Here is a 24,927-nt window from a genome sequence, read left to right on the forward strand (position 1 = left end):
CATCATTTATCATTTATAATTCATCATTCTTACGGGATTGGAAGTACTTTGCTTTCTTTGAAAGTCGACATAATTACCATCGTTTGGGTGCTGGCAACTTCGTCGATTTCGTTGATAACATCCAGCATCAGAGCCTGATAGGAGGCAATGTCCTTAGCAATCACTTTTAGCAGAAAATCGCCTGAGCCCGTAATGTGGTGGCATTCAATTATCTCGGGAATTTCGTTGGCACGGTTCACAAACGACATGGTCGTTTCTTTTTTGTGCCCTACCAATGTTACCATTACGAAGGTTGTGACGCCGAGACCAACTTTTTCACGGTTGAGTTGAGCATGGTAGCTCTGAATAATGCCCGAGGTTTCGAGTTTTTTTACACGCTCCAGCGTAGGGGCGGGGGAAAGTCCGATTTCTTTAGAAAGTTGTGCGTTGGTGATTTTAGCGTTGGCTTGCAGAATTTCTAATACGTTGCGATCTATCTGATCTAATTTATGGCTCATACACAAAGCGGTCTATTTACATTTCGTTTTCAGGATGTCGCAAAAATACAATCTTTGAAGCTAAAATAATCTAAAAAGATATTGGCATTCTGCAAAATTCAAAAGAATGATTGCTTATCCTTTATTTAGGCGGCACAAAATTAAAGGAATTCCGTAAGACACCAAATGACACTTCTATTGACTGGTTCATCAGAAGAATGTTACTGGTCTTTAAATTAGGTAAAAACTACAGGTGTCGATTATTATACCATAAAGTAGTATTTGGTACAAATAATGGCTTAAAGGCGCAAGTACGGCCAAAAAGGCAAAATAAAGCTAGACTTGCAACTGAAAATAAGCTTAGTCTAGAGATGGCTCGTTGCCAGGCGCAGTAGTGAGCATGTGCCTGAAAAGGTGTTAGTTACTTTCGCGATTTTATGCTGAAGTAACATACGAACGACAAAAAACGGTGTCTTCATAAACTATGATCTGGTTTCATATCGTTATTTTTGGCGATTAACCCACTCTCTGTGATGCGTGCACTGGCTTATTTGGGACTTTTACTGCTGGCTATTTTAAGTGATGGATGTCGCCGTCCAGAACCAGTTGTTGTGCGGAGGCCACCCGTACGAACCACAAAGCCACCTGTGGCTAAACCGGCTCCGGTTCCTCAAAGTCCTCCCGTAGCAGCCAAACCACAACCCTCAAAGCCCACAACGGTTACCGTTACCGTTCCATCTGCCGATATCGATGCCCTCGAAACGGAAGCGATGAACGAGCCAATGCCTGATGAGCTGGGCGCTGTTCCGCCTAAGCGGGAATTTCGGGCGGTCTGGATTGCTACAGTCGATAATATTGACTGGCCCAGCAAAAAAGGATTGCCTGTTGCCAATCAGCAACGCGAGATCGTTGATATGTTTGATCAACAGCAGCAAATGGGAATCAATGCGGTAATTGTTCAGATTCGGTCGGCGGCTGATGCGTTTTATGCCAAAAGTGCAGAGCCCTGGTCGGAGTGGCTCACTGGCCAGCAGGGGCTCGCTCCCAACCCGTTTTATGACCCTCTGGAATTTATGATTGATCAGGCGCACCAGCGAGGTATGGAATTTCATGCCTGGTTTAATCTGGACCGGGCTACATTCAGTAAAACAGCTAGTATTGCGCCATCTAATATTATCTATCGCAAACCTGGCTGGGTGTTTACTTATGGTGGTCGTAAGTTATTCAATCTGGGAGCACCCGCCGTACGGACCTATATTGCCGGAATTGTTGCAAATGTGGTTCGGGAATACGATATCGATGGCATTCACTTCGACGATTATTTTTACCCGTATGCTGTGGCTGGTCAGACGCTGCGCGACGATAGCACCTATCAGGCAAATTTTAATGGCATGAAAAAAGACGACTGGCGACGTGATAATGTAACGAAGCTTATTGTCGAAATCCGCGATTCGATTCGGGCCAATAAGCCCTGGATCAAATTTGGTGTTAGCCCGTTTGGTATCTGGAAAAATCAAAGCAACGATGCCGAAGGGTCGGCAACCAATGGCGGGCAGTCGTATTATGATTTATATGCCGACACCCGCAAATGGGTTCGGGAGGGACTTGTTGATTACATTGTGCCGCAGATATATTTCAGCACCGAATTTAATCGAGTACCTTACAAAACACTGGTGGGGTGGTGGGCTCGTAACTGTGGCAAGTGCCACCTATATATTGGTCATGGTGCTTACCGGGTCGGACGGGGTTCTGAACGTGATCCGGGGTGGGGACGTGCAACAGAATTTCCCGAACAGATGCGGTATAACCGGCAGCAATCATCAGTGCTGGGAAGCGTGTTTTTTAGTGCCAAATCGCTGAAAACAAATCCATTGTCGATTCGCGATTCGCTTCAGACAAACTTCTATCGGTATCCGGCGCTAGTACCGCCCATGACCTGGTTAGATAGCATACCACCGCTGCCGCCCCGCGATCTGAAAGCGGCTGATACGGCCGAAGGAATTGAACTTTTCTGGCAGCAACCCGATGAAGCCGAAGATGGGGATGGGGCCAATTATTATATTGTATATCGTTTCGAAGGGCAGCGGCCCCGGCTGCGGCTCAACGATCCGCGTTGTATTGTTGGGCAATGCATAGGCGAATCGACAACGCGTTTTATCGATAAAAACGTCGACCCAAAGAAAAAATATGTGTATGTCGTAACCGCCGTCGACCGGCTGCATAATGAGAGTAAAGAAGTTATTGTTAAGGTCCGATAATTTACTGCATGGTTGTTGCCATAACTTTCTCGACAGGTTGCGCATCGGGGAAGAAACTGGCCAGTTTTAACAAAATCCCTTCTACTATAGCATCTGGGCAGGAAGCGCCACAGGTGAGCAGAATCGTAACTGGGTTGGTATCTGATGCACTTCGTTGAGGAATAAAATTGTCGGTGATAACTTCCTGTTTCGTACGGCCGTCATAGTGACGGATTAGCTTGTCGGAGAGGATTTTCTGTTCCGATTCGATGAAATAAGTTGGTAGTTTTTCTTCACAAAGCTCAACAATGTGTGAGGTATTCGACGAGTTATAGCCTCCGGCCACAACCGCAAAATCGGCCGAATTTGTCAGCAATGCATAAGTAGCATCCTGATTGTCGTTCGTAGCGTAACAAAGTGTATCGCGGGTGTTGGCAAAATAAAGATCGACCTGATCGGTGGAGGGATTTTCGCCAAGACCATTCTTCTGAATCATAATCTGCTTCAGATAATCGGCAATTCCCTGGGTGTCGGATGCCAGCATTGTTGTCTGATTCACAACGCCAATCCGCTGCAAATCGCGCGATGGGTCGAAGCCGGTAGAATATTGCCCCGAAAACTCGGAAAAAAACTGATCGGCAGGCAATTCGCCCATCATGTATTTGGCCAGCCGCTCGGTTTGCTTCATGTCTTTAACAACAACTGTAGGAGCCGCTTCTTTACTGTGGGAGAACGTTGCGCGGGTTTCTTCGTGGTTCGGTTTGCCATGAACTACCACCGTGTAGTTTTTCTGGCCGATCTGACCGGCTTTATTCCACACTTTCTCAACAAACGGGCAGGTTGTATCGTATTTTTCGACATCCAGCCCAATGGAAGCCAGTTTATTCTGCGTTTCGAGCGTTGTGCCAAAAGCCGGAATAATTACAATGTCATTGGGTTTCAATTCATCCCAGGGGAGTAGCTGGTTCCCCTTTGTATCCATGATGAAACGGATGCCCCGACTTTGCAAATCAGCGTTTACGTCCGGGTTATGGATCATTTCACTGAGCAGAAAAATTCGTTTATCGGGGTTTTCGGCAATGGCTTTATACGCAATTTCGATTGCATTTTCGACGCCATAGCAAAAGCCAAAATGCCGGGCAATCAGAAACCGAACCGGGCCAAAATCGAGCCGGGTAGGGGAGAAGTCCCGTTTTAGCTTATCGCGTTTCCGCCGAAATTCTTTCAGGGGGGTAATAATGCTGCTACGGTAATAGTCGGGGATGTCGAACGATTTCATGAGTCAGTGAGCCGTGGTCAGATCAGTCGTGAATACCAATCCTTACTGTGTTAAGAACAGCGACGTTTGAGAGTTTGTTCGCTGCAAAATTAACCACTGTCTGGATTATATTTGGTAGCTGAACTTCAACCCTCTTCAACCCACATTCTGCCTATACTCCAGATGATTTTCTAATGATGAGGACTATTGGCAAATGACTACAACTCCAGTACTTTGCCCAGAATATCGTCCAGATACTCGCGGGAGTTGGCTAGCCGGGGTACCTTGTGCTGCCCACCCAGTTTGCCCCGTTGTTTCATCCAGGCGTAGAACGTACCGCGTGGCACTACATGGATGCGCGGACGTTTCAGCACCATGTCGTTGTAGCGTTTGGCGTCGTAATCTGAATTGATTTCTCGTAACGTATCGTCCAGCATTTGGTTGAAACGCTGTTGGCTATCGGGTTCCTGGGCAAACTCAATAACCCATTCGTGGCAGCCGTTGCTTCCGTTGCTCATGTAAACTGGTCCGGCCGTATAATCAGCTATAACGGCTCCCGTTGCTTCGCTGGCGCGTGTGATGGCAATCTCGGCATTTTCGACAATAACCTCTTCGCCAAACGCATTGATAAAATGTTTAGTACGACCGCTGACTTTGAGCCGGTGTGGATACAGTGATGTAAACCGAACAGTATCACCGATTCGGTATCGCCAGAGCCCCCCCGATGTGGATACAACCAGGGCATAATTTTTGTCTAGCTCAACTTCGTCGATGGTTAGTGTTTTGGGATTCGATTGATCGGATTCATGAGCCGGAATAAATTCATAAAAAATGCCGTAATCGAGCATCAGCAACATTTCGCCAATGCGCGACAGATCGTCCTGAATGGCAAAAAAACCCTCCGATGCGTTGTAAACTTCCTGATAGCGCACGCGCTCTGACGGGAAAACCTGATGCTGAAACAATTCGCGATAGGGCTGGAAATTAACCGCCCCGTGAATCAGAATTTCAAAATTTGGCCAAACTTCCAGTATGTTCGATTTGCCGGTTCGGGCCAGAATTTTATCGATCAGCACCAGCCCCCAGGTTGGTGCGCCGAGCATACTCGTTACGTTTTCCTCAGCCGTTACGTCGGCCATTCGCTCCATCTTCGATTCCCATTCGTCCATTAGGGCTACATCCAGCGAAGGAGTTCGGATAACCTGTGCCCAGGTTGGCAGGTTTTTCATAACCACGGCCGACACGTCGCCAGCCGCACTGTTTTTACCGTATGGGTTGGCATGAAGGCTACCTCCAATCGACAAGCCTTTCCCTTCGAAAGTGCGCGTATCAGGATAATTGGCTACGTAGAGCGCCATCATATCCTTACCTCCCTTGAAATGACTGTCATCGAGCGATTCGGTTGTAACAGGAATGAACTTACTGCGGGCATTGGTCGTACCCGACGATTTCGAAAACCAGCGTACTGGCGAGGGCCAAAGCACATTGGTTTCTCCTTTCATTACACGCTCAATGTAGGGAAACAAATCTTCGTAGCTCGATACTGGAACCTGTTCCTGAAAGTCGCGGAACGTTCGTATCGATTGATAGTGGTACTGACGACCCCATTCGGTCCGACGACCTGCGCTGATCAATTGTTCAAAGACCTTTTGCTGCACCGCACCAGGGTGCTTCATCATTGCTTCGATGCGGGGAATGCGTCGTTGCAGGAGCCATTTTAGCGTAGTGTTCAGGAAGGTCATACTGGATAATTACGCATAAACTAACCGGTCTTTGTCCGATTAGAAGTAGAAACTTACGAAAGCATTGGTTAGTTTACAAACTACCCGCCCGGTTTGGGTAATCGGTTATTAAACCATCGACCCCCCAATCTTTTAGCCGTTTCATATCATTAGGTTGGTTAACAGTCCATGGAATTACTTTAATCCCCTGTTGGTGTAAACGATCAATTTTTGCCCGGCTCAACAGCCGGAAATAAGGACTATAGATATCGGGAATAAAACCCAACTCTTCGATGTTTTTTTCGGGACTGCGCAGATTTTCGACCAATGCCGATAACCGGACCTTTGGGTAATGTCCTGCGCTGGCCTGTTGTTGCCAGTGTTTGAGTACGGCGAAGTCAAAACTTTGGATTACAACACGTTCGCTCGGGAGTTGCCTGCTAATAATGGCTTCTACAAGGTCGCAGAAAGCGGCTGGTTCGGGCTGACTTTTAGTGTATTCAGCAGGCTCGCTTTTAATTTCAATATTGTACGAAAAGTCAGGGAGCTGATGGGCTTTTCGGTACGCTTCCACCTGCTCGATAACGTCGTGCAGTAGTGGTTTATAGGTTTTTAGTTTCTGTTGTTCAGGATAAGCTGGGTTGCCATTTGAACCGACATCGTACTGCTTAATGTCGGCATACTCCATTTGATAGAGGATCAGACTCTTCTGTTCTTTTTTATCAACCGGTTTTCCGTTGGGGGCAATGCTGAATGCCGCATTGAAATATGGCTCATGCGAAACAACGACCTGTTGGTCTTTGCTGATCACTACGTCCAGTTCGAGGGTTGTTACACCAAGGTCCAGCGCTTTCAGAAAGGCGGGAATCGTATTCTCTGGCATAAGTCCCCGGCAGCCTCTATGCCCTTCCAGATCGAAGGCAGGCGGATGGAGCTGAGTAAACGCGGTGAAAATCATGCACGTAAGTAAAACGCTTAAACGCATGGAGCTAGCAGATGGACCAATCAAAAGTACAATTTCTTTTCTTAGTTGTCACTCTTAGGTAAGTTTTGTCCTATAGTAGGGTTATAAAAAAGCGATAATACTCGTGTGCGATCTAGTTATGCCCGGATTTAGTAGCTGGTCTTATTGAGTGGCTGCGACGACTGCGAAAGGTAGCCACTCCCCCAATATTGTTCTGTTTTGCGGGGTTTATTTTTGCGTGATGATAACCCTGATGTTCCGGATTTAGGTAGAGTTGTTACACTAAATGCACGGAGAGGACCATTGTTTTGCGTAGCAACGTAAAGGAGTTGTTCATCGGCCAGTTGTATCGCTGCCAGGGCTTTGGCGTCACCATCGACCAAAAAGCCGGATGCTCCAGGCATAAGTGGTTTAAAATGACCGTGTCCATCGCCAAGCAGGCAAAGTCCAAGTCCTGCGTCTTGCCAGCCCGAAAGAACCTCGGTTCCATAATCATTACCAATCAACAGAATATCCAGGTTACCATCCTGATTGAGGTCGGTAGCTACACTACCAAATGTGGCCGAAAACTGGGCTTCAATGGGCAATTGGTGGAGAACAAACGTGCCCTTCAGGTTCTCAATATAAGCCGTTGGGAAATAGGTAGCTCGTTTTATAATGGCCTGCTTTTGCCGGTCGCTGCCCAGTAGGTCGCTTAAGGTCATTTTACCATATTGAGCATAAGAAGTCATTTTTTTCTTGAACGAAGGGACCTGGTCGGTTAGCACATCGCGGGGATGAAACGGATACTCGATTGGTCCATTGAAAAAACCCAGAATCGGGTCCAGCGTGCCATTCTTATCATAGTCCGCTGCATAAACGGATACTGGCCTTTCGGCCGAAGCCCGAAGCCGATTGTTCAGGCCAAGATTCCCCGCAATGTAATCCACATCACCATCGTTATCGAAGTCGCCCGGCGTAAGGCTATTCCAAAAGCCTGATGTTTGTGCCAGCGATGGCATAGATACTGGTCGAAACATCTGGCCATGCTGGTTTTTGAAAACCGTGATCGGCATAAATTCGCCCGCCAGCATCAGATCGGGCCAGCTATCGTTATCTATATCGGTCCAAAGCGCTGAACAGATTAGTCCAGCCTGACTTAACCCCGGCGCTATCTGCTCCGTTACATCGGTGAAATGGGGCAGGGCGGGGGGCGAAGGGCTTGGGGTGGGGTGTTGCGGAGACCGGCGGGGTGTTGCAGGGAACACTGCCCGTTGCTCTCTGCTCTCTGCCCCATGCCCATAGTTACCGTCGTTACGTAACAAATAACTTTTTGCTGATTCTGGATAGCGTTGCGGTACAATTCGCCCGCCAATGAATAAATCGAGGTCGCCATCGTGATCGAAATCAACGGCAATCACGCACGAGCCACTGGCGGTAATTTGCGGTAATGATTGTGGGGATGCGCGAAAATTACCGTGACCGTCATTGAGATAGAGGCTATCCTGATAACGTGCCATATTTTTACCGAACTCAGTGCTGCCGTGTACGGCATACAGGTCAGGATCGCCATCATTGTCGGCATCGAACAGCAAAACACCGGTTTCTTCCGGTTCCTTTGCCGGACGATCTTTACGGCGAAAATGGCTCTTATTTTTGGTGTCTTTCTCCTGCAGAAAAAACGTTCCTCCCCGATTGGCGGCTCCCGCTATATATATATCATCGAGACCGTTGCCGTCGATATCGCCAACCGCAATGCCTGGTCCTGATTGCGAATGCTTGTGCGGAAGGAGCGTTTGCTGGGCTTTATAGTCGACAAAATCATCTTCCTGATGCTGAAACACTAAACCCATAGCGGCCGACTGTTCAATAAGCGGTGGCTTTTCGGGTACTGTTAATTGAAGAAAATCGGCTGTTTGCAAACTTGCTTTGCGTTCATCTAAAATCACCGTTTGGTTCGTAGGAATGCTACGCAGCGTTTGCCCATTGCCCGATGGCCAGAGAATTTTCAGGGAATCGATTTGTCGTATAGCTCCCAGACCGATGTGAATGCCCGATTCCATCGTAGATTGGTAGCCGCGTTGCCGTGTATATTCGGCATAATATGTTTGGCCGCCAGCCCAAAGTCGTAGTTTCGCTCCCAGCCCTTCCCGATTACCAGATATACCCTGAAGTGATATTTTTAGAAAGTGACCACTGGCCGAATCTTTGGCATTTTCGATAGTAAGGTTGCGGTAGATGAATGCGGGGTCGTTGATGTTGTTCATGACCAGATCCAGGTCACCATCATTATCGAAGTCGGCATAAGCTGTCCCATTCGTGAACGATGGTTCTGCAAGGCCCCAGTTCTGAGCTACATCTGTAAACTGTAGGCTTCCCCCTTCGTTATGAAACAGAAAATTGGACTTATAAACGGGTTCCAGCTCTTCTATTCGCTTTAGCAATTGACGGCGCCGATCCGTATCCGTGCCAAATGTTCCGGCGTCACGATTATAGCTAATAAAGTCCAGATCCGTAATGTCTTTTCGATAGCCGTTTGTAATAAGCAAATCGCGATAACCATCGTTGTCCATATCGGCGAAAAGCGCACTCCAGCTCCAATCCGTAGCCGCTATACCTGCCAGGTAACCAATGTCGGAGAAGAGGGGCAGAGGACAGGGGGCGGAGAGCTTGGGGTTTGGGGTAAAGGGCGCGGATGTAAGATACTCCGATTTATTCCCCGCAACGCCCCGCAATCCCAGACCCTTTTCTCCCTGCCCTTTTCCCCGATTAAGCTGTAGCACATTCCGGATATACTGGGGTTGGTAGCCAAGTCGACGGGCCATCTGGAAACGGTCGTACGGAATTACCGAAAACATGGTCTTTTGCCGAAGGTTATCGTCGGGAAGCATGTCTACTACGGCAAGGTCGTTAAAACCGTCATTGTTTATATCAGCCATATCGACGCCCATACTGTTGTGGCTTTGGTGCTTTAGAGCTTCTGCAATGCGATTTGTGAAGGTACCGTCCTGATTGTTGATCAGCCAGACATCGTTCGACTGGAAGTCGTTGGCAACGTAAATATCTGCCCACCCATCTCGATTAATATCATTGACAACAACGCCCAACCCCCAGCCTTCGTGGTTCAAACCGGCCTGCTCTGTGACGTCGGTGAAATGGGGTATAGGGCTTGGGGCTGAGGGCGAAGGGCTGGGATGGCGGAGAGTGGCGGGGGATGGCAGAGAGTTTTTTTCTTCCCTACCATCCCAGCCCGTACCGTCATTCCGGAACAGTTTGTCTCTACTGCGTGCTGAACCGTTATTGCGGGCGCCGGTAACATTGTTGCGGTTGTAAGCTTCGAGGGCGTTGGTCAGCAGAAAAAGGTCGAGGTCACCGTCGTGGTCGTAGTCCAGAAAGGTTGCCTGGGTAGAATAGCTGGAATCGGCCAGGCCCGCAGCCTGTGCTAACTCCAGAAAATGTGGAACCCCATTAGCATCGTTTCCTTGGTTGATAAACAATAGGTTAGGGACGGATTTGTTTCGATCTGGGTGAATGGTCGATACATAAATATCCTGTCGACCATCCTGATTAATATCGGCGACGGCCACACCTGTACACCAGAATTGGGTACCGACTCCGGCGGGTTTAGTAACGTCTTCAAAGTTGAAGTCGCCTTTGTTGAGATACATCCGGCTGGAAACCTGATTGCCAGCAAAAAAGACATCGCTCAGGCCATCGCCGTTGAAATCGCCAACACCAACTCCCCCACCATTGTAGATGTATTCGAACTCCAGCACATTCAGCGAGTCGCTTTCAGTGATAGTATTCGAAAAATTGACACCGGTCTGGTTGGCTGTCAGGCGTTCGAACCGGGGCGTATGGTGGTTACAGCCGATCAGTGAAAAGAGGAATAGAACGAATAGCCAGAACAAATAGCGCATAAGTGAAATTTAGACAAAAATCCCCGGCGCGGCAACGTCGGCCAGCCGGGGATTCGACCCTCTTCTTTTTACATAGGTTGGTAAATCGCTAATAGCCCGGATTTTGGTCTTGTTGAGTTAGTTTGCTGTTGTTGTCTAACTCTTGTTGTGGTATGGGTAGAAGCTCCTGTTTCCCTTTTGCGAAGTAGGAAATAGGCTCAGTTTTTAGTTTGTTCTGGGCTCGCCAGCGCAGAATATCCCGATTGCGAATCTGCTCACCAGCCTGTTCTACCCGTTTCTCGTGAACAATAGTGCGGAACACTTCGTCCTTGCTGTTTACGGGGTAGTTGGCCGTTGGGTAAGCAGGCATCGCCACGCTCTTCCGGGCCCGAATCTGATTGAGCAACGTAATGGCATTGGCAGAGTTGCCTGTTTCATTTTCTGCTTCGGCCATCATCAGCAACACTTCGGCGTAACGAATCAGCCGCATGTTGATGCCCGAAGTGTAATAGGTCTCGTTGTTTTTGTACATGGCGGTGTATTTGCGCCAACTGATTTTCTGAGCCGTACCGTTAAACATAGACGTATTACCCTGCACCTGCGATTCCATCAGGACGTTATTGCCGTTGTTGTAGGTATCTCCAATGAAATAGAAGTTGTATTTCAGGCGGGGATCGGTTTTGGTGTCGCCTTTGGCCGTGTTTTCATAGTCGGCCAACAGGCCATCCGAAGGGATCAGATTGCGCCATCCAATAGCCGAATATTCCTGGCTTCGGGCCATTGTTTCATTAGCACCATTATCGTTGCCGTCGGCATCCCAGTTGAAGTCACCAATTTTAGAATAGCCAATTTCAAAAATAGATTCAGAGTTGAACTCGGTTTCTTCAATGAAATTGTCGTTATACTCATCGGTCAACTTATATAGGCCCGAACTGATAATTGCCTGAAGCTGCGTTTTTGCGTTGGCATAATCGCCTTTTTGCATGTATATGCGGGCCAGCAATGCCTGAGCGGCTCCTTTGGTAGCACGCCCCAGATCGGCCCCAGCATACGATGCTGGCAAATCGGTCTGAATCGCCTGTAAGTCGGTTGTGAGTAAGGTATAAATCTCCTCAACTGAAGCCTTGGGTTTAGTGCCGTCTACAGCGGTTACGTAGCTGGTGTAAAGCGGAGCGCTACCCCAAAGTGTAACCAGATCGAAATAGGCCATTGCCCGCAGAAATTTGGCTTCCGCGACTGCCCGTTTGGTGAGCGTTGGGTTGTCGGTTCCGTTCGCAGCATTGTCAATTACGACATTGGCCCGGTGAATAGCCCGATATAGGCCATTCCAGACGGCAAAGGCAACGGAGTTTCCGGGATTTTGTGCGCCAATCAACAACTGGTTTCGGGGGGCTTCGAGCTGCCCGCCACCTGTGGCTACATCGTCGGAGCGGAGGTCGTGCAGAAACCACCACTCGCGGGCAACCAGATTGGCGCTTTGCCAGATTGCATAGGTGGCATTAACGCCCTTTACTAACTCATCCGCGGTTTTGTAATAACTCTCGGTAATAATCTGATTCGGATTTATTTTGTCAAGGCTGCTGGTGCTGCATCCGAAGAACAGTCCCATGGTCACTATACCTGTTGTCCAGTATGTCGATTTCATAGTGCCGGTGTTTAGATCTGTTGCTTAAAAACCAAGTTGTAGACCAACCATCAATGTACGAGCCTGTGGGAACTGACCGTAGTCGATACCGTTGGTAAGCGTACCGTTCGAGCGGGAGCCGACCTCTGGGTCATAGCCCGTATACTTGGTGAACGTCAGTAGGTTTGTAGAGGCTACGTAGATGCGTGCCCGGCTAAGGGTGCCACGCGAGAACGACTGCAGGGCTGCAACAGGTATTGTATAGCCAATGGAGAGGTTTTTGAGTCGTAGATACGAGCCATCTTCAATAAACCGATCCGATGTGCGAGAGTTGCCGTTGGGGTCGCCATCAACAGCGCGCGGAACATCAGTGTTGGTATTGGTGGGCGTCCAGGCGCGCAGTACGTCGGTTCCGGCATTGAATAACCGGAGCATTCCTTGTTCAATAACTTTTACGCCGTTGTAAATTTTGTTGCCCTGCACCCCCTGAAAGAACAGTGATGCATCGAAACCCCGGTAATTGGCCGAAAGGTTAAGACCATAGGTAAAGTTAGGCAGAAAGCTACCCAGATTGACCCGGTCGCTGGCGTCAATCTTACCATCGCCGTTGGCATCAACAAACCGCAAATCGCCTGGTTGAGCGTTATCCTGCGTGGGAGCGGCTTTAACCTCGTCGGCACTCTGGAAAATCCCGGCTACTTTCCAGCCGTAGAAATATTGGATTGGTTGCCCTGCTTCGGTGCGGGTAATGTCGAAGCCGCCATAGTCGGCATTGGCTCCATTGAGCAGGGGCGATACAGTTGGCCCCAGACTGAGCACTTTGTTTCGTATAAAACTGATATTGCCGGATGCATTAAACCGCAACGCTCCTTTCGATTTATTATAACCCAACTGAAACTCGACCCCGTTGTTGCGCATACTACCCACGTTCACAATCGGCGATTGTGTATAGCCAATGGAAGGTGCAATCGGTTGATTCAGTATCAATCCATCGGTGTTGCGCTGATACACTTCGGCCGACAGAGTAATGCTATTATTGAGCAGACCCAGATCAAGCCCAAAGTTGCTCATTTTGGTAACCTCCCAACTCAGGTCGGTATTGCCGAGCCTGTCGAAGTAGGTGCCCTGCGTTCGGGTATCGCCCCCAATTATGGCATTGGTATTTTGGGATACCGCTACCTGCCACGAATAATCTCCGATGCCATTGAAGCCCATTGTACCGTAGCTGGCCCGGATTTTTAATTCTGAAATGGTTGGTACATTTTTCAGGAAAGGCTCTTCGCTGATGCGCCAACCGGCCGAAACTGAGGGGAAGTTACCCCACTTTTTGCCAGGTGCGAAGCGTGACGAGCCGTCGCGCCGGAACGTGGCCCCCAACAGATATTTACCCGCGTATTCGTAATTAAGACGCCCTACATACGACAGCAGCACATTCTCTGAACGGGTACCTGTCAGGCCCGCACTAGTGCTGATGATGGCGTTTAATTCGCGAATCGTATTTGAAGACGCCTGGCCCGTACCAACAATTTCGAGCATTCGGCCGGCCTGACGCTCGGCTACTGCTACCACATTGATGGTATGTTTGCCAAACGTCTTCTCATACGTTAACTGGTTAGAAATCAAAGGGGAAGTATAGGTGTAACGATCATCGGATAGACTGGCGAGGGCTCTGGCGTTGAAGCTTTCGTTATAGATCGGCAGGAACGAATACGTCCGGGCCGACACGTAGTCGATACCGCCCCGAATCCGGTAGGTCAGACCGTCAAACAGCTTCACATCCAGATAAGCGCTTCCTAAAATTTTCATGCGTTGGGTATTGCTCTGATCCTGTAAAGCCGCCCGTACGGGATTTTGTGGGTCGGAGCCATCAGAACCATCGGGACCTCGATAGCCGCCGAGTAAGGTAGGATCTTCAATAGGCATGTAGGGTGTCATACGGATCATGTTCTGCACCTGCGTCCGCCCACCGGCACTTACTTCGTTGAGTTTGTCGTCGTATGAAATCGTCAGCGATTGCCCGAACGAGAATCGTTTGCTGATCGTATGGTCGGAGTTGATGCGGAAATTGCCCCGTTTGTAGCCCGTACCGATCATAATTCCCTGCTGATCGAAATAGCCCATCGACGAATAAAACCGTGACTTCTCATTTCCGCCCGACAACTGAACACTGTGCTGCGTAATGGGAGCATTGCGGAACATGGCTTTTTGCCAATCGGTGTCCGTTTGGGCATAGGTTTGCGTAGCACCCGCGTAGATTGGCTGGTTCATATTGGCAAAGCGGGCGGGTACGGGTTGGCCCGCATTGGTGCGAAGAGCTGTACCATACTGAATATATTCGTCGCGATTCAGCAGGTCGAGCTGGCGCCAGGCGCTTTGGGTACCTACGTAACCGTCGTAACTCACGTGCAGTTTTCCGTCGGAAGACCCTTTTTTTGTTGTAATAATGATGACACCATTTGCCGCCCGTGAACCGTAGATAGCGGCAGAGGAAGCATCTTTCAGTACATCGACCGATTCAATATCCCGCGTGTCGAAGTTATTCAGATCGCTTGTTGGGAAACCGTCGATAACGTACAATGGATTAGCTGCGTAGTTGATTGAGCCAATCCCCCGGATGCGAACAATAGGTGTTTCGCCTGGCGATCCATTGGAAACCACATTGACGCCCGGTACGCGCCCCTGAATAGCCTGTTCAACACTTGGAACGGGTAACTGCGTTACTTCCTGCGCTGAAATAGATGAAATGGCACCCGTTACCGATGCCCGTTTCTGCGTTCCATAGCCTACAACAACAACTTCGCTTAGCGCTTTTACATCGTCGATTAAGGTTACGTTAACCCGGCTCCGATTGGCCACGGCAACTTCCTGCGATACATAACCTACAAAGCTGAATACCAATGTGGCATTATTGGCTGCGTTCAGGGCGTAATTTCCCTGTACGTCGGTGGTTGTTCCCCGGTTTGTCCCTTTGATGACCACACTTACTCCCGGAATGCCCTGACCATTTTTGTCGGTTACTTTGCCGGTAATATCGGCCTGTGGATTACCAGATGTCATCGACCAGCCAATGCGTTCCAGTTTGTCCAGTGTTCGGTCGGGTAGGCTTATTGGGGCTGATGCCTGATCGGGACTGGTTTTGGTTTCGATTTGCTCGATTTTTCGAAAAAGCTTACTGTTTTTTTCCTTGGTTGAAACGATAGCGTAAAATTTGGGCTGCACTTTCCGATAGGTCAGGTCTTTATTGGTCAGGAGGTAGGTTAACTCTGCTTCCAGATTCTGGCTATGGCGGATGGGCATCTGCACTTTGGTATCGACCAGGTTGGTAGGGTAGATGAACGAAACCCCAAAGTGTTGTTCTAGTTCAGCTAATGCGCTGCGTAATGTAAGTTGCCGGGTGTCTGCGGCCTGAGTCAGGTAAGAAGCATATCGGGTGCTTGAGGCAAGAAGTTGCGCTCGGACTGGTAAAGTCCCAACCAATAGCAACGACCCCAGTACGATTAGTTGTTTATTCATGATCAGGGTGGCTAGTACGTTGAATCGTGATCTGATTAGTATGTTGAGTAATTCGCAAGTCAAATACGGTCGATAGACCATTCAGGATGGTTTGCATCGATTGGTTCGGTATCGTGCCCGATAGCGTTTGGCGCCGTAAGTCCGGATCGGTAATTGTTATCTGTACTCCGTAGGTGTCTTCCAGCATCTGAGCTACTTCCAGCAGGGTGATTCCGTCGAATTTCAGTTTGCCTGTTCGCCAGGCCGACTGCGCTTCTGCATCGACTCGTCTGCGATAATATTCTTTAGTAGCTACGTCGGCATAAACCAGATCGCCCGGGTGCATTACTAGTTTTTGGCTGGTCTGATTTCCGACATCGAGCTGGATTTTCCCAGTGGTCAGCACTACTTTGGCGTGGCTCTTACGGGCCAGCACATTGAACTGAGTTCCCAGCACTTCGATGTTTAGTTTGTTTGGCAAATGGACTACAAACCGTTCGTGATTGCGTTGATGGGTAACCTGAAAGAACCCTTCTCCTTCCAGCCAGACCTCGCGAGTCTGTCCACTTTTCCAGGAAGGCGCATAGCGCAGACAACTGTTGCCGTTAAGGGCAACAGTGGAGCCATCGGGTAGCGTGAGCCGGGTTGTTTTGCCAAAGGCGGTGTGCTCGACCAGATCGGCTGGGTTTAGCGCCCGATAGCCAAAAAAGGTACCCGTGGCCAGTAAGAGAGCCCCCACAAAAACGGCGGCCCATCGTATAGGCTGGCTGAACCAGTTAATCCGGCGTATGGTTGGTTGAGATTGGGCCGACGCAATACGTTGCCTGATGGCATTGAGCAGTTGGTCGGCATCGGGAGCAGGAACGTCTGGCGGGGCATGCCAGTCGGCAGCACCGAGTTGATTATTGAGTCGGGTAGTCAGATACAGCCGACCTTCTTCAGTAGTAAACCAATCAAGTACGCGCCGAGCTTCGTCGGGGCTTACCTGATTGGTAAAGTACCGTTGGAGTAATGATTCGGTCATAGGTGTAGGAAAGCCAGTATGCTCTCTATACACCACCCGAAGCAGGAAGTATTATTGGAATCGAAAAAAAAGTTCAGGCTTAATTACAAAAAACGGCCAGCCAAACAATCATGGCTTCAATGCCGGCATGTTGCCGCAGGTAATCGCGCAGAAAACGGCAGGCATGATAATACTGAACTTTAGCGGTGTTTATGGAAATCTCAAGCTGCGAGGCAACTTCTTCGTTTGTCAGTCCTTTTTCTGAACGTAAAATAAATACCAACCGGCGTTGGGCAGAAAGCTGCCGCAGTCCATCGAGCACTACCGACCCATATTCGCTCAGTACCAGCGCTTCTTCGGTTGATGTGTCTACATCTGGTTGAGTCGACTGGTGGCTGAGGTGGCGCAAAATAGCCCGCTTTTCGTCGCGAAGCATATTGATCATTTGGTGGCGCATAGCTGTTGCGAGATAGTTTCTAACCGATTGCGATTCGTCTAATTGTTCGCGATGAGTCCAAAGCTTCAGGTACACCTCCTGGAGGGCATCTTCGGCAAGGGCTGGATCTTTCACGTATTGAATTGAAATGCTGTACAGATAATGGTAATATCGCCGAAACAAAGTTTCGAACGCAGCCTCATCGTGCTGTTTCAAACGAAGCGTCAATTCCGTATCCGTCAGTTCCATAGGAGGTAGATGCAGGGGCACTGCGAACGGTTACATTCAGAAGGCGCAAAAAAAATACTCGAGCGAACAAATGTAGTAAGAATTGTTTCGATTAGGAAAAGAATACTTTTTATTTGTTGGATGCAATAGTAAAATTACAACCTGAACCATTCTATTGGCTTTTTCACTTTCCATGCGCTATTTAAAAGCTGTACTCATTTCGTTAGTTACCGTTCTTCTTATCTGGGCATTAAATCGATCCTGGGGTGCCGTTCCGGCCTTTGGGGCTTTGCTGAGTCCGTTTACCGGATTTTGGCAAAATGCTGAATCTGTACGCGACTCCGATGAGGAAATCGACTTAAAAGGTACTCAGGCTCCTGTTACGGTTGTCTTCGACGATATGGCCGTACCACACGTTTTTGCACAGAACGATCACGACGTCTATTTTGCTCAGGGTTACCTTACGGCCCGCGATCGGCTTTGGCAAATGGAATTTCAGACTCATGCTGCTGCTGGTCGTCTCTCTGAAGTGGTTGGCGAACGAGCGCTTCCCCTCGATCGGTTCAACCGGGAAATCGGGATGGGGTATGGGGCCGAACAGGCGCTGAAAGCAATGATGAGCGACGATACGGCGAAGCTGATTGTGGAAGCTTATACGGCAGGTGTAAATGCCTGGATTGCACAACTGAAACCCGCCGATTATCCCATCGAATATAAATTGCTGGGGTATACACCTGAACCCTGGTCGGCATTGAAATGTGCCTTGTTGCTCAAAGCTATGACCAGCACGTTGGCCAGCGGAGCCGATGACCTCCAAATGAGTAATATACAACAGGTATTTGGAAGGGCTGTTACCAATGATCTCTTTCCGGACTATCCTACTCACGAAGACCCAATTATTCCGCCCGGAACAAAATGGGATTTCAAACCATTGGCGATTCCTAAACCGCCCGATTCGCCATCGGTAGCGAACCCAATTGCAATGAACTGGCCCGTCGGCAATCCAGAAATTGGGAGTAATAACTGGGCCGTAAGTGCTCAGAAATCGGCTACAGGGTATCCCATTCTGGCCAACGATCCACACCTGACACTGAGTTTGCCATCAATCTGGTACCAAATTCAACTGGTTTCGCCAACGATGAATGCCTGCGGAGTATCGCTGCCGGGTTCGCCAGGTGTTATTATTGGATTCAATAAAGACATTGCCTGGGGAGTTACCAATGTTGGTGCCGATGTGCTTGATTTCTATAAAATCCGGTTTCGCGATGCACGCAAAGAGGAATACCTTCATGGGGGAGTCTGGAAACCCGTTCGGCGCCGGCTCGAAGTAATTAAAGTAAAAGGCAAACCCGATGTGATCGATACCGTATATTACACTCACCACGGACCTATAGTCAATCAGGCTGGGCAGCGTGGTTTTCGGGCTAACATTCCGTCGGGCTATGCTGCCCGCTGGATTGCACACGAACCTACCAACGAATTACACTGCTACTATATCCTGAACCGGGCCAAAAACTATGACGACTACGTTCGGTCATTAGCTTATTATGGAGCGCCCGCTCAGAACTTTATTTTTGCCGATGTACATAAAGACATTGCTATTTCGCCAAACGGTAAGTTTCCGTTGAAGTGGAAAGAACAGGGAAAGTATCTGCTCGATGGTACTAATCCGGCCAATGACTGGCAGGGCTGGATTCCGGCCGCACAAAATCCGCGCGTGAAAAATCCGCCCAGAGGTTTTGTCAGTTCTGCCAATCAGTTTTCGACAGATCCTACCTATCCTTACTATATTAACTGGCAATTTGCTCCGGCCGAGCGTGGAATACGAATTAACCAGCGCCTGGCAGCAATGCAGCACGTTACGACCGATAGTATGCGTCGGTTACAAAACGATGTGTACAATTTGAGGGCTGCGATGTCTCTTCCTAAACTGCTCTCAAACATTAATGCACAGGCACTAACGGGTGAGTATGCTAAGGTTTTTGCTATACTTAACGATTGGAAATACCAGAATGACACCAGCTCAATTGGGGCAACGATCTTTACAGAATGGAACCGTCAGTTGACCGACGCTATCTGGAAAGATGAATTTGACCGGGGCGATACTGTGCTGATGCGTCTGCCCAGCTTCGATCGAACACTGACCCTTATTGAGCGCGACCCTAAATCACATTGGTTCGATAACGTAAAAACAAAACCAGTTGAAAGCCTGGCCGATGTGTTAACCAGCAGTTTGCGGGCCACCTGCGATTCGCTCATAAAAAAACACGGTCCTGTTGGACCATCCTGGGAGTGGAGCAGGCATAAGGCAACAGCGATTCGGCATCTGGTGCCGGGCCTGGATGCCTTCAGTGCTTTACATGTGCAAATGGGTGGAGGTAGTAATATTGTGAACGCTACTACCGAACGAACCGGCCCTTCGTGGCGAATGGTTGTTGAGCTGGGGCCAACTCCCAGAGCTTATGGCGTGTATCCGGGGGGGCAGTCGGGCAATCCGGGCAATCCCAACTATCAGAACATGATCGAAACCTGGCGCCAGGGCCAACTCAACGAACTGGTTTATTTACAAACGGCGCAGGATAAAAATCCGCATCTGAAACGCAAGTTGATTCTTAACTAGTGCGAGTTATCGAATATTATAAAAAATAGGGCGGCTTTCTGGCTGCGTTCCCCTCATGATTCAACTAATTTTAATTGTCGTTCTTGGCTTATTGGCTCAGCTTGTGTTGCCCTGGTGGAGTTTGGCCATTGTTGCCTTTCTGGTATGCTTTTGGCGTAGTTCGCGCGCCAGCCTGGCTTTTTTTTACGGATTTGCAGGCATTACTTTGTTATGGGGAGGCTATGCATTACTGATCCATCTGCGTACGGATGGTATTTTCACCGGTCGCATGAGCCAGCTACTTTTTCAGACGGCCAATACGGCCTTGCCATTAATCATAACCGCACTTGTGGGGGGGCTGGTAGGCGGTTTTGCCGGACTATCAGGCTACTTCGTTCGGCAAGTCACCGGAAATCAAACAATAAATCGTATTTCCTGAACCGGAAATCTCCTACATTTGTAGGATAAACTTGCAACTAACCAATCTTTTTTCCTGTGAAGAATGCCTCATTAATTCTGAACGTCATCTTGACAATCGCCGTAGCTGTTCTCTATTATCTTCATTTTAAAGATCATCAGTCCGAAACCGCTCCTGCCACAGCCATTCCTGCCGAAGCAAAAGGCAAAGCTATAGTGTATGTGAATGTAGATTCGCTGCTAACAAAATACGACTATTTTAAAGACACGCAGAAAGTGCTGGAAAGCAAACGTTTCCAACTCGAAAACGAATTGACGACAAAAGGACGTAATCTGCAAAATAAAGTAGCCTTCTTTCAGCAACGGGCGGCTACTATGACTCAGGAACAAGGTCGGGCCACTGAGGCATCGCTTCAGAAAGAGCAGCAGGACATTCTGGCTTACCGCGAGCGGGCAGCCCAAAACCTGGCCCTGGAAGAGCAGGAGAAAAATAAAGAGCTATATGACCGGATTTTCGACTACCTGAAAAAGCAAAATGCTCAAAACAAATATGAGTTTGTACTGGGCTTTACTAAAGGGGGAGGAATCCTTTTTGCTGATACCGACAACGACCAGACCAGCAAAATTCTGGAGGGCCTGAATAAAGAGTACCAGAGCACCCAGACGCCTAAGCAGCCTAAAAAATAGCTGTAGCTACCTCCCTAAAAAAGGTGCTCCTTTCTTCGGATTTCATGAAGAAAGGAGCACCTTTTTTAGGGCGAGCTGTTTCTGATTGGCTCATGAAACCATAACTATGGCATCATTCTTGATATGAGCAACCGACTAGTCTGATTCATCAATTACGAGTTATAGCCAACGCCCCTCAATAAACTTAGCCTCCATAAAACTATTTATAAAGGCTGGGAATACAGATGGGGCACTGTTTTTGCAAAAAAAGCAGTAGTGCTACTGGCTTAAAATACCAGCTTAGCTTTATACCAATATCGCTTTGGTTTGGGTCGGTGTTGTATCGGGTCTTGAGGCTGTGACTTTGATACCGTTCTGCGGAACGCAGGCACCGACCCACCAGGCGACTCGCTTCCGAAAAGGGATCAAATTTTTTCTGATGCCGTAAACCTCTGATTAATTTCCGGTGTTGTTGGTCTTACCAGATTACATTTGTAGCCTGATTAACTTGACTTACACTCTGATTGATGAGGGCAACGCCACAACTTTGGCAACGTTCAGTCATCATAGACTATACATTTAGTACATGGCCTCTGCTTCTATCATTAAACAGGTTGACATTCGCAACCGCCGGGCATCGTTTGAATACTCGTTTCTGGAAACGTATACAGCTGGTATTGTGCTGACAGGTACCGAAATAAAATCAGTCCGTCAGGGCAAAGTAAATTTACAGGATGCCTACTGCCTTATTCATGGCGAGGAGTTGTTTATTCGCCAGATGAATATTTCGTTATATACAGAAGGTACACACTATAATCATGAACCACTGCGCGATCGGAAACTATTGCTGACAAAGCGGGAAATTAAACGCCTTACCGAAAAACTGAAGGATCAGGGGCTGACGATTGTACCAATTCGGCTGTTTACAAACGACCGGGGGTTTGCGAAAATAGAAATTGCCCTGGCAAAAGGTAAAAAGCTTTACGATAAACGCGATAGCATTAAAGAACGGGAGGTAACACGCGATTTACAGCGGGAACGTTACTGATGGCTAGTCGTTTGACCATTGCCTACTAAATTTCCGACAACTCTTGTCGTTATGTGGATAACTCTGTAACTTGCTACCGTACAGAGGCATTTAAACGCGATATGGGCAGGAAAGTATTAGTCTTAAATCAAGATTACAGTGCACTCAGCATCTGCTCCGTTCCAAAAGCATTTTTGCTGGTTTTTTTAGAAAAAGCTGAACTCATCGCCGAATCCGAGCAATTTATGCTCCGAACCGTCTCAGCGGAGTTCCCGATGCCGTCGGTTATCCGGTTACATCGATACGTGAGTCTGCCCTACAAAGGCGTAATGCTTACCCGGCAGAATATTTTCAAGCGCGACGGACACCATTGCCAGTACTGCGGAACCTCAGAAGACCTGACGCTCGACCACGTTCTGCCAAAATCGCGAGGAGGAAAAACCAGTTGGGATAATCTCGCTACCGCCTGCAAACGATGCAACTCCCGTAAAGGCGACTATACCCCCGAAGAGGCTAATATGAAATTGCGTCAGAAACCGTTTAGGCCAACATTTTTAGTATTCCTGCGCGAATTTTCGGGCTCTATCGAACAGAGCTGGATGCCATTTTTAAGCAAAAAAGAAAAAGCGTTTCAATAGAATTACCTAAAAAACGAGACGGGTGGTCAGATAAAAGGGAAAACAACGGTCCTTTTATCTGACCACCCGTCTCGTTTTTATTGTTTTGTGCTCAATTTCAAAGACTTTTGGGCGGTTAGAAACTTTTTTCGAAAACCAATTGCTATCTTTGCAGTCCTTTTTGGAAATACTCTATTTACAACTAAAAGTCAGTCCGCCATTGACCCACGGACTGATGTACTGAGTGGGTCAAGGAAACTTTTTTTATGAGCAAAACGCAGCAACGCGAACTGCCGGCATTTGATTGGGACCGGGCAGACAACAAAGGATTCGGAAGTGGCTATTCGGATGCGGAGCGCAGCCGATTACAGGAACTCTACGACAACACCCTGTCGGAGGTTAAAGAGAAAGAAGTGGTGATGGGAACCGTGGTTGGGATTACAGACCGTGAGGTACTGCTCAACATCGGCTTCAAGTCGGACGGGTTGGTTCCAGCTTCCGAATTTCGGGATATGCCGGACCTGAAAATGGGTGATGAGATTGAAGTTTATGTAGAAAATCAGGAAGACCCAAATGGCCAGTTGGTACTGTCGCGCAAAAAAGCGAAAGTCATTACCGCATGGCAGAAAATTCAGAAAGCTCTGGACGAAGACCTCGTGATCGATGGCTTCGTGAAGCGCCGGACGAAGGGTGGTCTGATTGTGGATATTTTTGGTATCGAAGCGTTCTTACCAGGATCGCAAATCGACGTGAAGCCGATTCGTGATTTCGATATTTTTGTTGGTAAGAAAATGGAAGTTAAGGTCGTTAAGATCAACTATGCAAACGATAACGTGGTCGTTTCGCACAAAGTCCTGATCGAAAAAGACCTCGAAGCTCAACGCACACAAATCCTCAACAACCTCGAAAAAGGCCAGGTATTGGAAGGTGTGATCAAAAACATGACCAACTTCGGTGTATTCATCGATCTGGGTGGTGTCGATGGTCTGCTGCACATTACCGATATTTCGTGGGGGCGCATCAGTCATCCTTCAGAAGTACTGCACCTCGACCAGAAAGTCAATGTGGTGGTTCTGGATTTCGACGAAGACAAGAAGCGGATTTCGCTGGGTATGAAGCAACTTCAGGCTCACCCATGGGACGCACTGCCAGAAGATATTCAGGTTGGTTCGAAAGTGAAAGGCAAAATCGTGAACGTTGCCGACTACGGGGCGTTCCTCGAAATTATGCCGGGTGTAGAAGGCCTGATTCACGTATCAGAAATGTCGTGGTCGCAGCACCTTCGTAACCCACAGGAGTTCCTGAAAGTGGGCGACGAAGTGGAAGCTGTTGTGCTCACACTCGACCGTGCCGACCGGAAAATGTCGCTCGGTATCAAACAACTGACCGAAGACCCCTGGACCCGTCCAGAACTGCGTGCGAAATATGCCGTTGGTACCAAACACAAAGGCGTAGTTCGTAACCTGACCAACTTCGGTCTGTTCCTCGAACTGGAAGAAGGTATCGATGGTCTGGTACACGTATCGGATCTGTCGTGGACCAAGAAAGTGAAACATCCTTCCGACTTTATCAAAGTTGGTGAAGAACTAGAGGTTGTTGTTCTGGAACTCGACATCGAAAACCGTCGTTTGGCACTGGGCCATAAGCAACTGGAAGAGAACCCATGGGATACGTTCGAAACCGTATTCGCAGTGGGAACAACGCACCGTTGCACAATTATCAGCAAAAACGATAAGATGGCAACGCTTGAGCTGCCCTACGGTATCGAAGGGTTCTCGTCGCTGAAGAATCTCTCTAAGGAAGACGGTACGTTTGCTGAAGTTGGCGAAACCCTCGACTTTAAAGTAACCGAGTTCTCGAAAGAAGAGAAGCGCATTATGCTGTCGCACACGAAAACGTGGCAGGAGAAAAACGAACCAGCAAAAGAGCAAAAGCCTAAAGCTACTTCGTCGAAACCTGCTTCTACGTCGAGCCAGCCAGAGCGCGGTGCTACCCTGGGCGACCTCGATGCACTGGCCGCTTTGAAAGAGCAAATGGAAGGTCGTAACTAGTTTGCGGCTCCTGAATAATGGCGAAGTCCCCTGTTCTGAAAAGTTCAGGGGACTTTTTTTGCAACACCATTTCCGAAATAAGAGATAAACCTGTATGTTTGCAGTCCTGAATCGGGAACGGTCCTGATTTGAGGCAAATGGTTCCGTGGCCGAGTGGCTAGGCAGAGGTCTGCAAAACCTCCTACAGCGGTTCGAATCCGCTCGGAACCTCTAGTTTTAAAAGCCTAAGGCTT

Annotated in this window: 16 protein-coding genes and 1 tRNA gene; 8 read left to right on the top strand and 9 right to left on the bottom strand. The window is 48.5% G+C overall.

The window, feature by feature from the left end; translation table 11 throughout:
• Positions 1-29 precede the first annotated feature (29 nt).
• Positions 30-497, bottom strand: coding sequence for an Lrp/AsnC family transcriptional regulator (locus WBJ53_RS01300; RefSeq protein WP_162388905.1), 468 nt, complete (start codon positions 495-497; stop codon positions 30-32).
• A 512-nt stretch (positions 498-1,009) separates the two neighbouring features.
• On the opposite strand from WBJ53_RS01300, the gene WBJ53_RS01305 reads away from it, so the two are divergent.
• Positions 1,010-2,734: a family 10 glycosylhydrolase gene (locus WBJ53_RS01305; RefSeq protein WP_338874241.1), complete on the top strand. Its 1,725-nt coding sequence runs from the start codon at positions 1,010-1,012 to the stop codon at positions 2,732-2,734.
• Position 2,735: 1 nt separating this feature from the next.
• Here WBJ53_RS01305 and WBJ53_RS01310 read toward each other — a convergent pair whose 3' ends face one another.
• From WBJ53_RS01310 to WBJ53_RS01345, 8 genes are all read right to left on the bottom strand, one after another.
• Positions 2,736-3,992 (bottom strand): 4-hydroxy-3-methylbut-2-enyl diphosphate reductase, encoded by a 1,257-nt coding sequence (locus tag WBJ53_RS01310; protein WP_338874242.1) that lies wholly within the window; start codon positions 3,990-3,992, stop codon positions 2,736-2,738.
• A gap of 197 nt (positions 3,993-4,189) precedes the next feature.
• Positions 4,190-5,713, bottom strand: coding sequence for a GH3 auxin-responsive promoter family protein (locus WBJ53_RS01315; protein ID WP_338874243.1), 1,524 nt, complete (start codon positions 5,711-5,713; stop codon positions 4,190-4,192).
• Positions 5,714-5,786: 73 nt separating this feature from the next.
• Positions 5,787-6,650 carry a glycerophosphodiester phosphodiesterase family protein gene (locus WBJ53_RS01320; protein ID WP_338874244.1) on the bottom strand — a complete coding sequence of 288 codons (864 nt, stop codon included), beginning with the start codon at positions 6,648-6,650 and terminating at the stop codon, positions 5,787-5,789.
• A 155-nt stretch (positions 6,651-6,805) separates the two neighbouring features.
• On the bottom strand, positions 6,806-10,555 hold the full coding sequence (locus WBJ53_RS01325; RefSeq protein ID WP_338874245.1) for a VCBS repeat-containing protein: 3,750 nt from the start codon (positions 10,553-10,555) through the stop codon (positions 6,806-6,808).
• Between the two features lie 88 nt (positions 10,556-10,643).
• The gene (locus WBJ53_RS01330) at positions 10,644-12,179 is read right to left on the bottom strand and encodes a RagB/SusD family nutrient uptake outer membrane protein (RefSeq protein WP_338874246.1); all 1,536 of its coding nucleotides are present in this window, start codon (positions 12,177-12,179) and stop codon (positions 10,644-10,646) included.
• Positions 12,180-12,203: 24 nt separating this feature from the next.
• Positions 12,204-15,671, bottom strand: coding sequence for a TonB-dependent receptor (locus tag WBJ53_RS01335; RefSeq protein WP_338874247.1), 3,468 nt, complete (start codon positions 15,669-15,671; stop codon positions 12,204-12,206).
• Positions 15,664-16,674 (bottom strand): FecR domain-containing protein, encoded by a 1,011-nt coding sequence (locus WBJ53_RS01340; protein ID WP_338874248.1) that lies wholly within the window; start codon positions 16,672-16,674, stop codon positions 15,664-15,666. The genes WBJ53_RS01335 and WBJ53_RS01340 overlap by 8 nt, the downstream gene beginning before the upstream one ends.
• Before the next feature lie 79 nt (positions 16,675-16,753).
• Positions 16,754-17,338 (bottom strand): RNA polymerase sigma-70 factor, encoded by a 585-nt coding sequence (locus WBJ53_RS01345; protein WP_338874249.1) that lies wholly within the window; start codon positions 17,336-17,338, stop codon positions 16,754-16,756.
• A gap of 172 nt (positions 17,339-17,510) precedes the next feature.
• On the opposite strand from WBJ53_RS01345, the gene WBJ53_RS01350 reads away from it, so the two are divergent.
• The 7 genes from WBJ53_RS01350 to WBJ53_RS01380 all read left to right on the top strand — a co-directional run bounded on the left by WBJ53_RS01350 (position 17,511) and on the right by WBJ53_RS01380 (position 24,904).
• Positions 17,511-19,937 (top strand): penicillin acylase family protein, encoded by a 2,427-nt coding sequence (locus WBJ53_RS01350; protein WP_338874250.1) that lies wholly within the window; start codon positions 17,511-17,513, stop codon positions 19,935-19,937.
• Positions 19,938-19,992: 55 nt separating this feature from the next.
• Positions 19,993-20,355, top strand: coding sequence for a hypothetical protein (locus WBJ53_RS01355; protein WP_338874251.1), 363 nt, complete (start codon positions 19,993-19,995; stop codon positions 20,353-20,355).
• Positions 20,356-20,411: 56 nt separating this feature from the next.
• Positions 20,412-21,020 (top strand): OmpH family outer membrane protein, encoded by a 609-nt coding sequence (locus WBJ53_RS01360; protein WP_338874252.1) that lies wholly within the window; start codon positions 20,412-20,414, stop codon positions 21,018-21,020.
• A 565-nt stretch (positions 21,021-21,585) separates the two neighbouring features.
• Complete coding sequence (gene smpB / locus WBJ53_RS01365; protein ID WP_338874253.1) at positions 21,586-22,047, top strand: SsrA-binding protein SmpB; 462 nt, start codon at positions 21,586-21,588, stop codon at positions 22,045-22,047.
• 101 nt (positions 22,048-22,148) lie between these two features.
• The gene (locus WBJ53_RS01370; RefSeq protein WP_338877138.1) at positions 22,149-22,664 is read left to right on the top strand and encodes an HNH endonuclease; all 516 of its coding nucleotides are present in this window, start codon (positions 22,149-22,151) and stop codon (positions 22,662-22,664) included.
• A 245-nt stretch (positions 22,665-22,909) separates the two neighbouring features.
• Positions 22,910-24,694, top strand: coding sequence for a 30S ribosomal protein S1 (gene rpsA / locus WBJ53_RS01375; protein WP_338874254.1), 1,785 nt, complete (start codon positions 22,910-22,912; stop codon positions 24,692-24,694).
• 139 nt (positions 24,695-24,833) lie between these two features.
• Positions 24,834-24,904, top strand: a tRNA-Cys gene (locus WBJ53_RS01380).
• Positions 24,905-24,927: the final 23 nt, after the last annotated feature.

The organism is Spirosoma sp. SC4-14 (assembly GCF_037201965.1).
Taxonomy (GTDB): domain Bacteria; phylum Bacteroidota; class Bacteroidia; order Cytophagales; family Spirosomataceae; genus Spirosoma.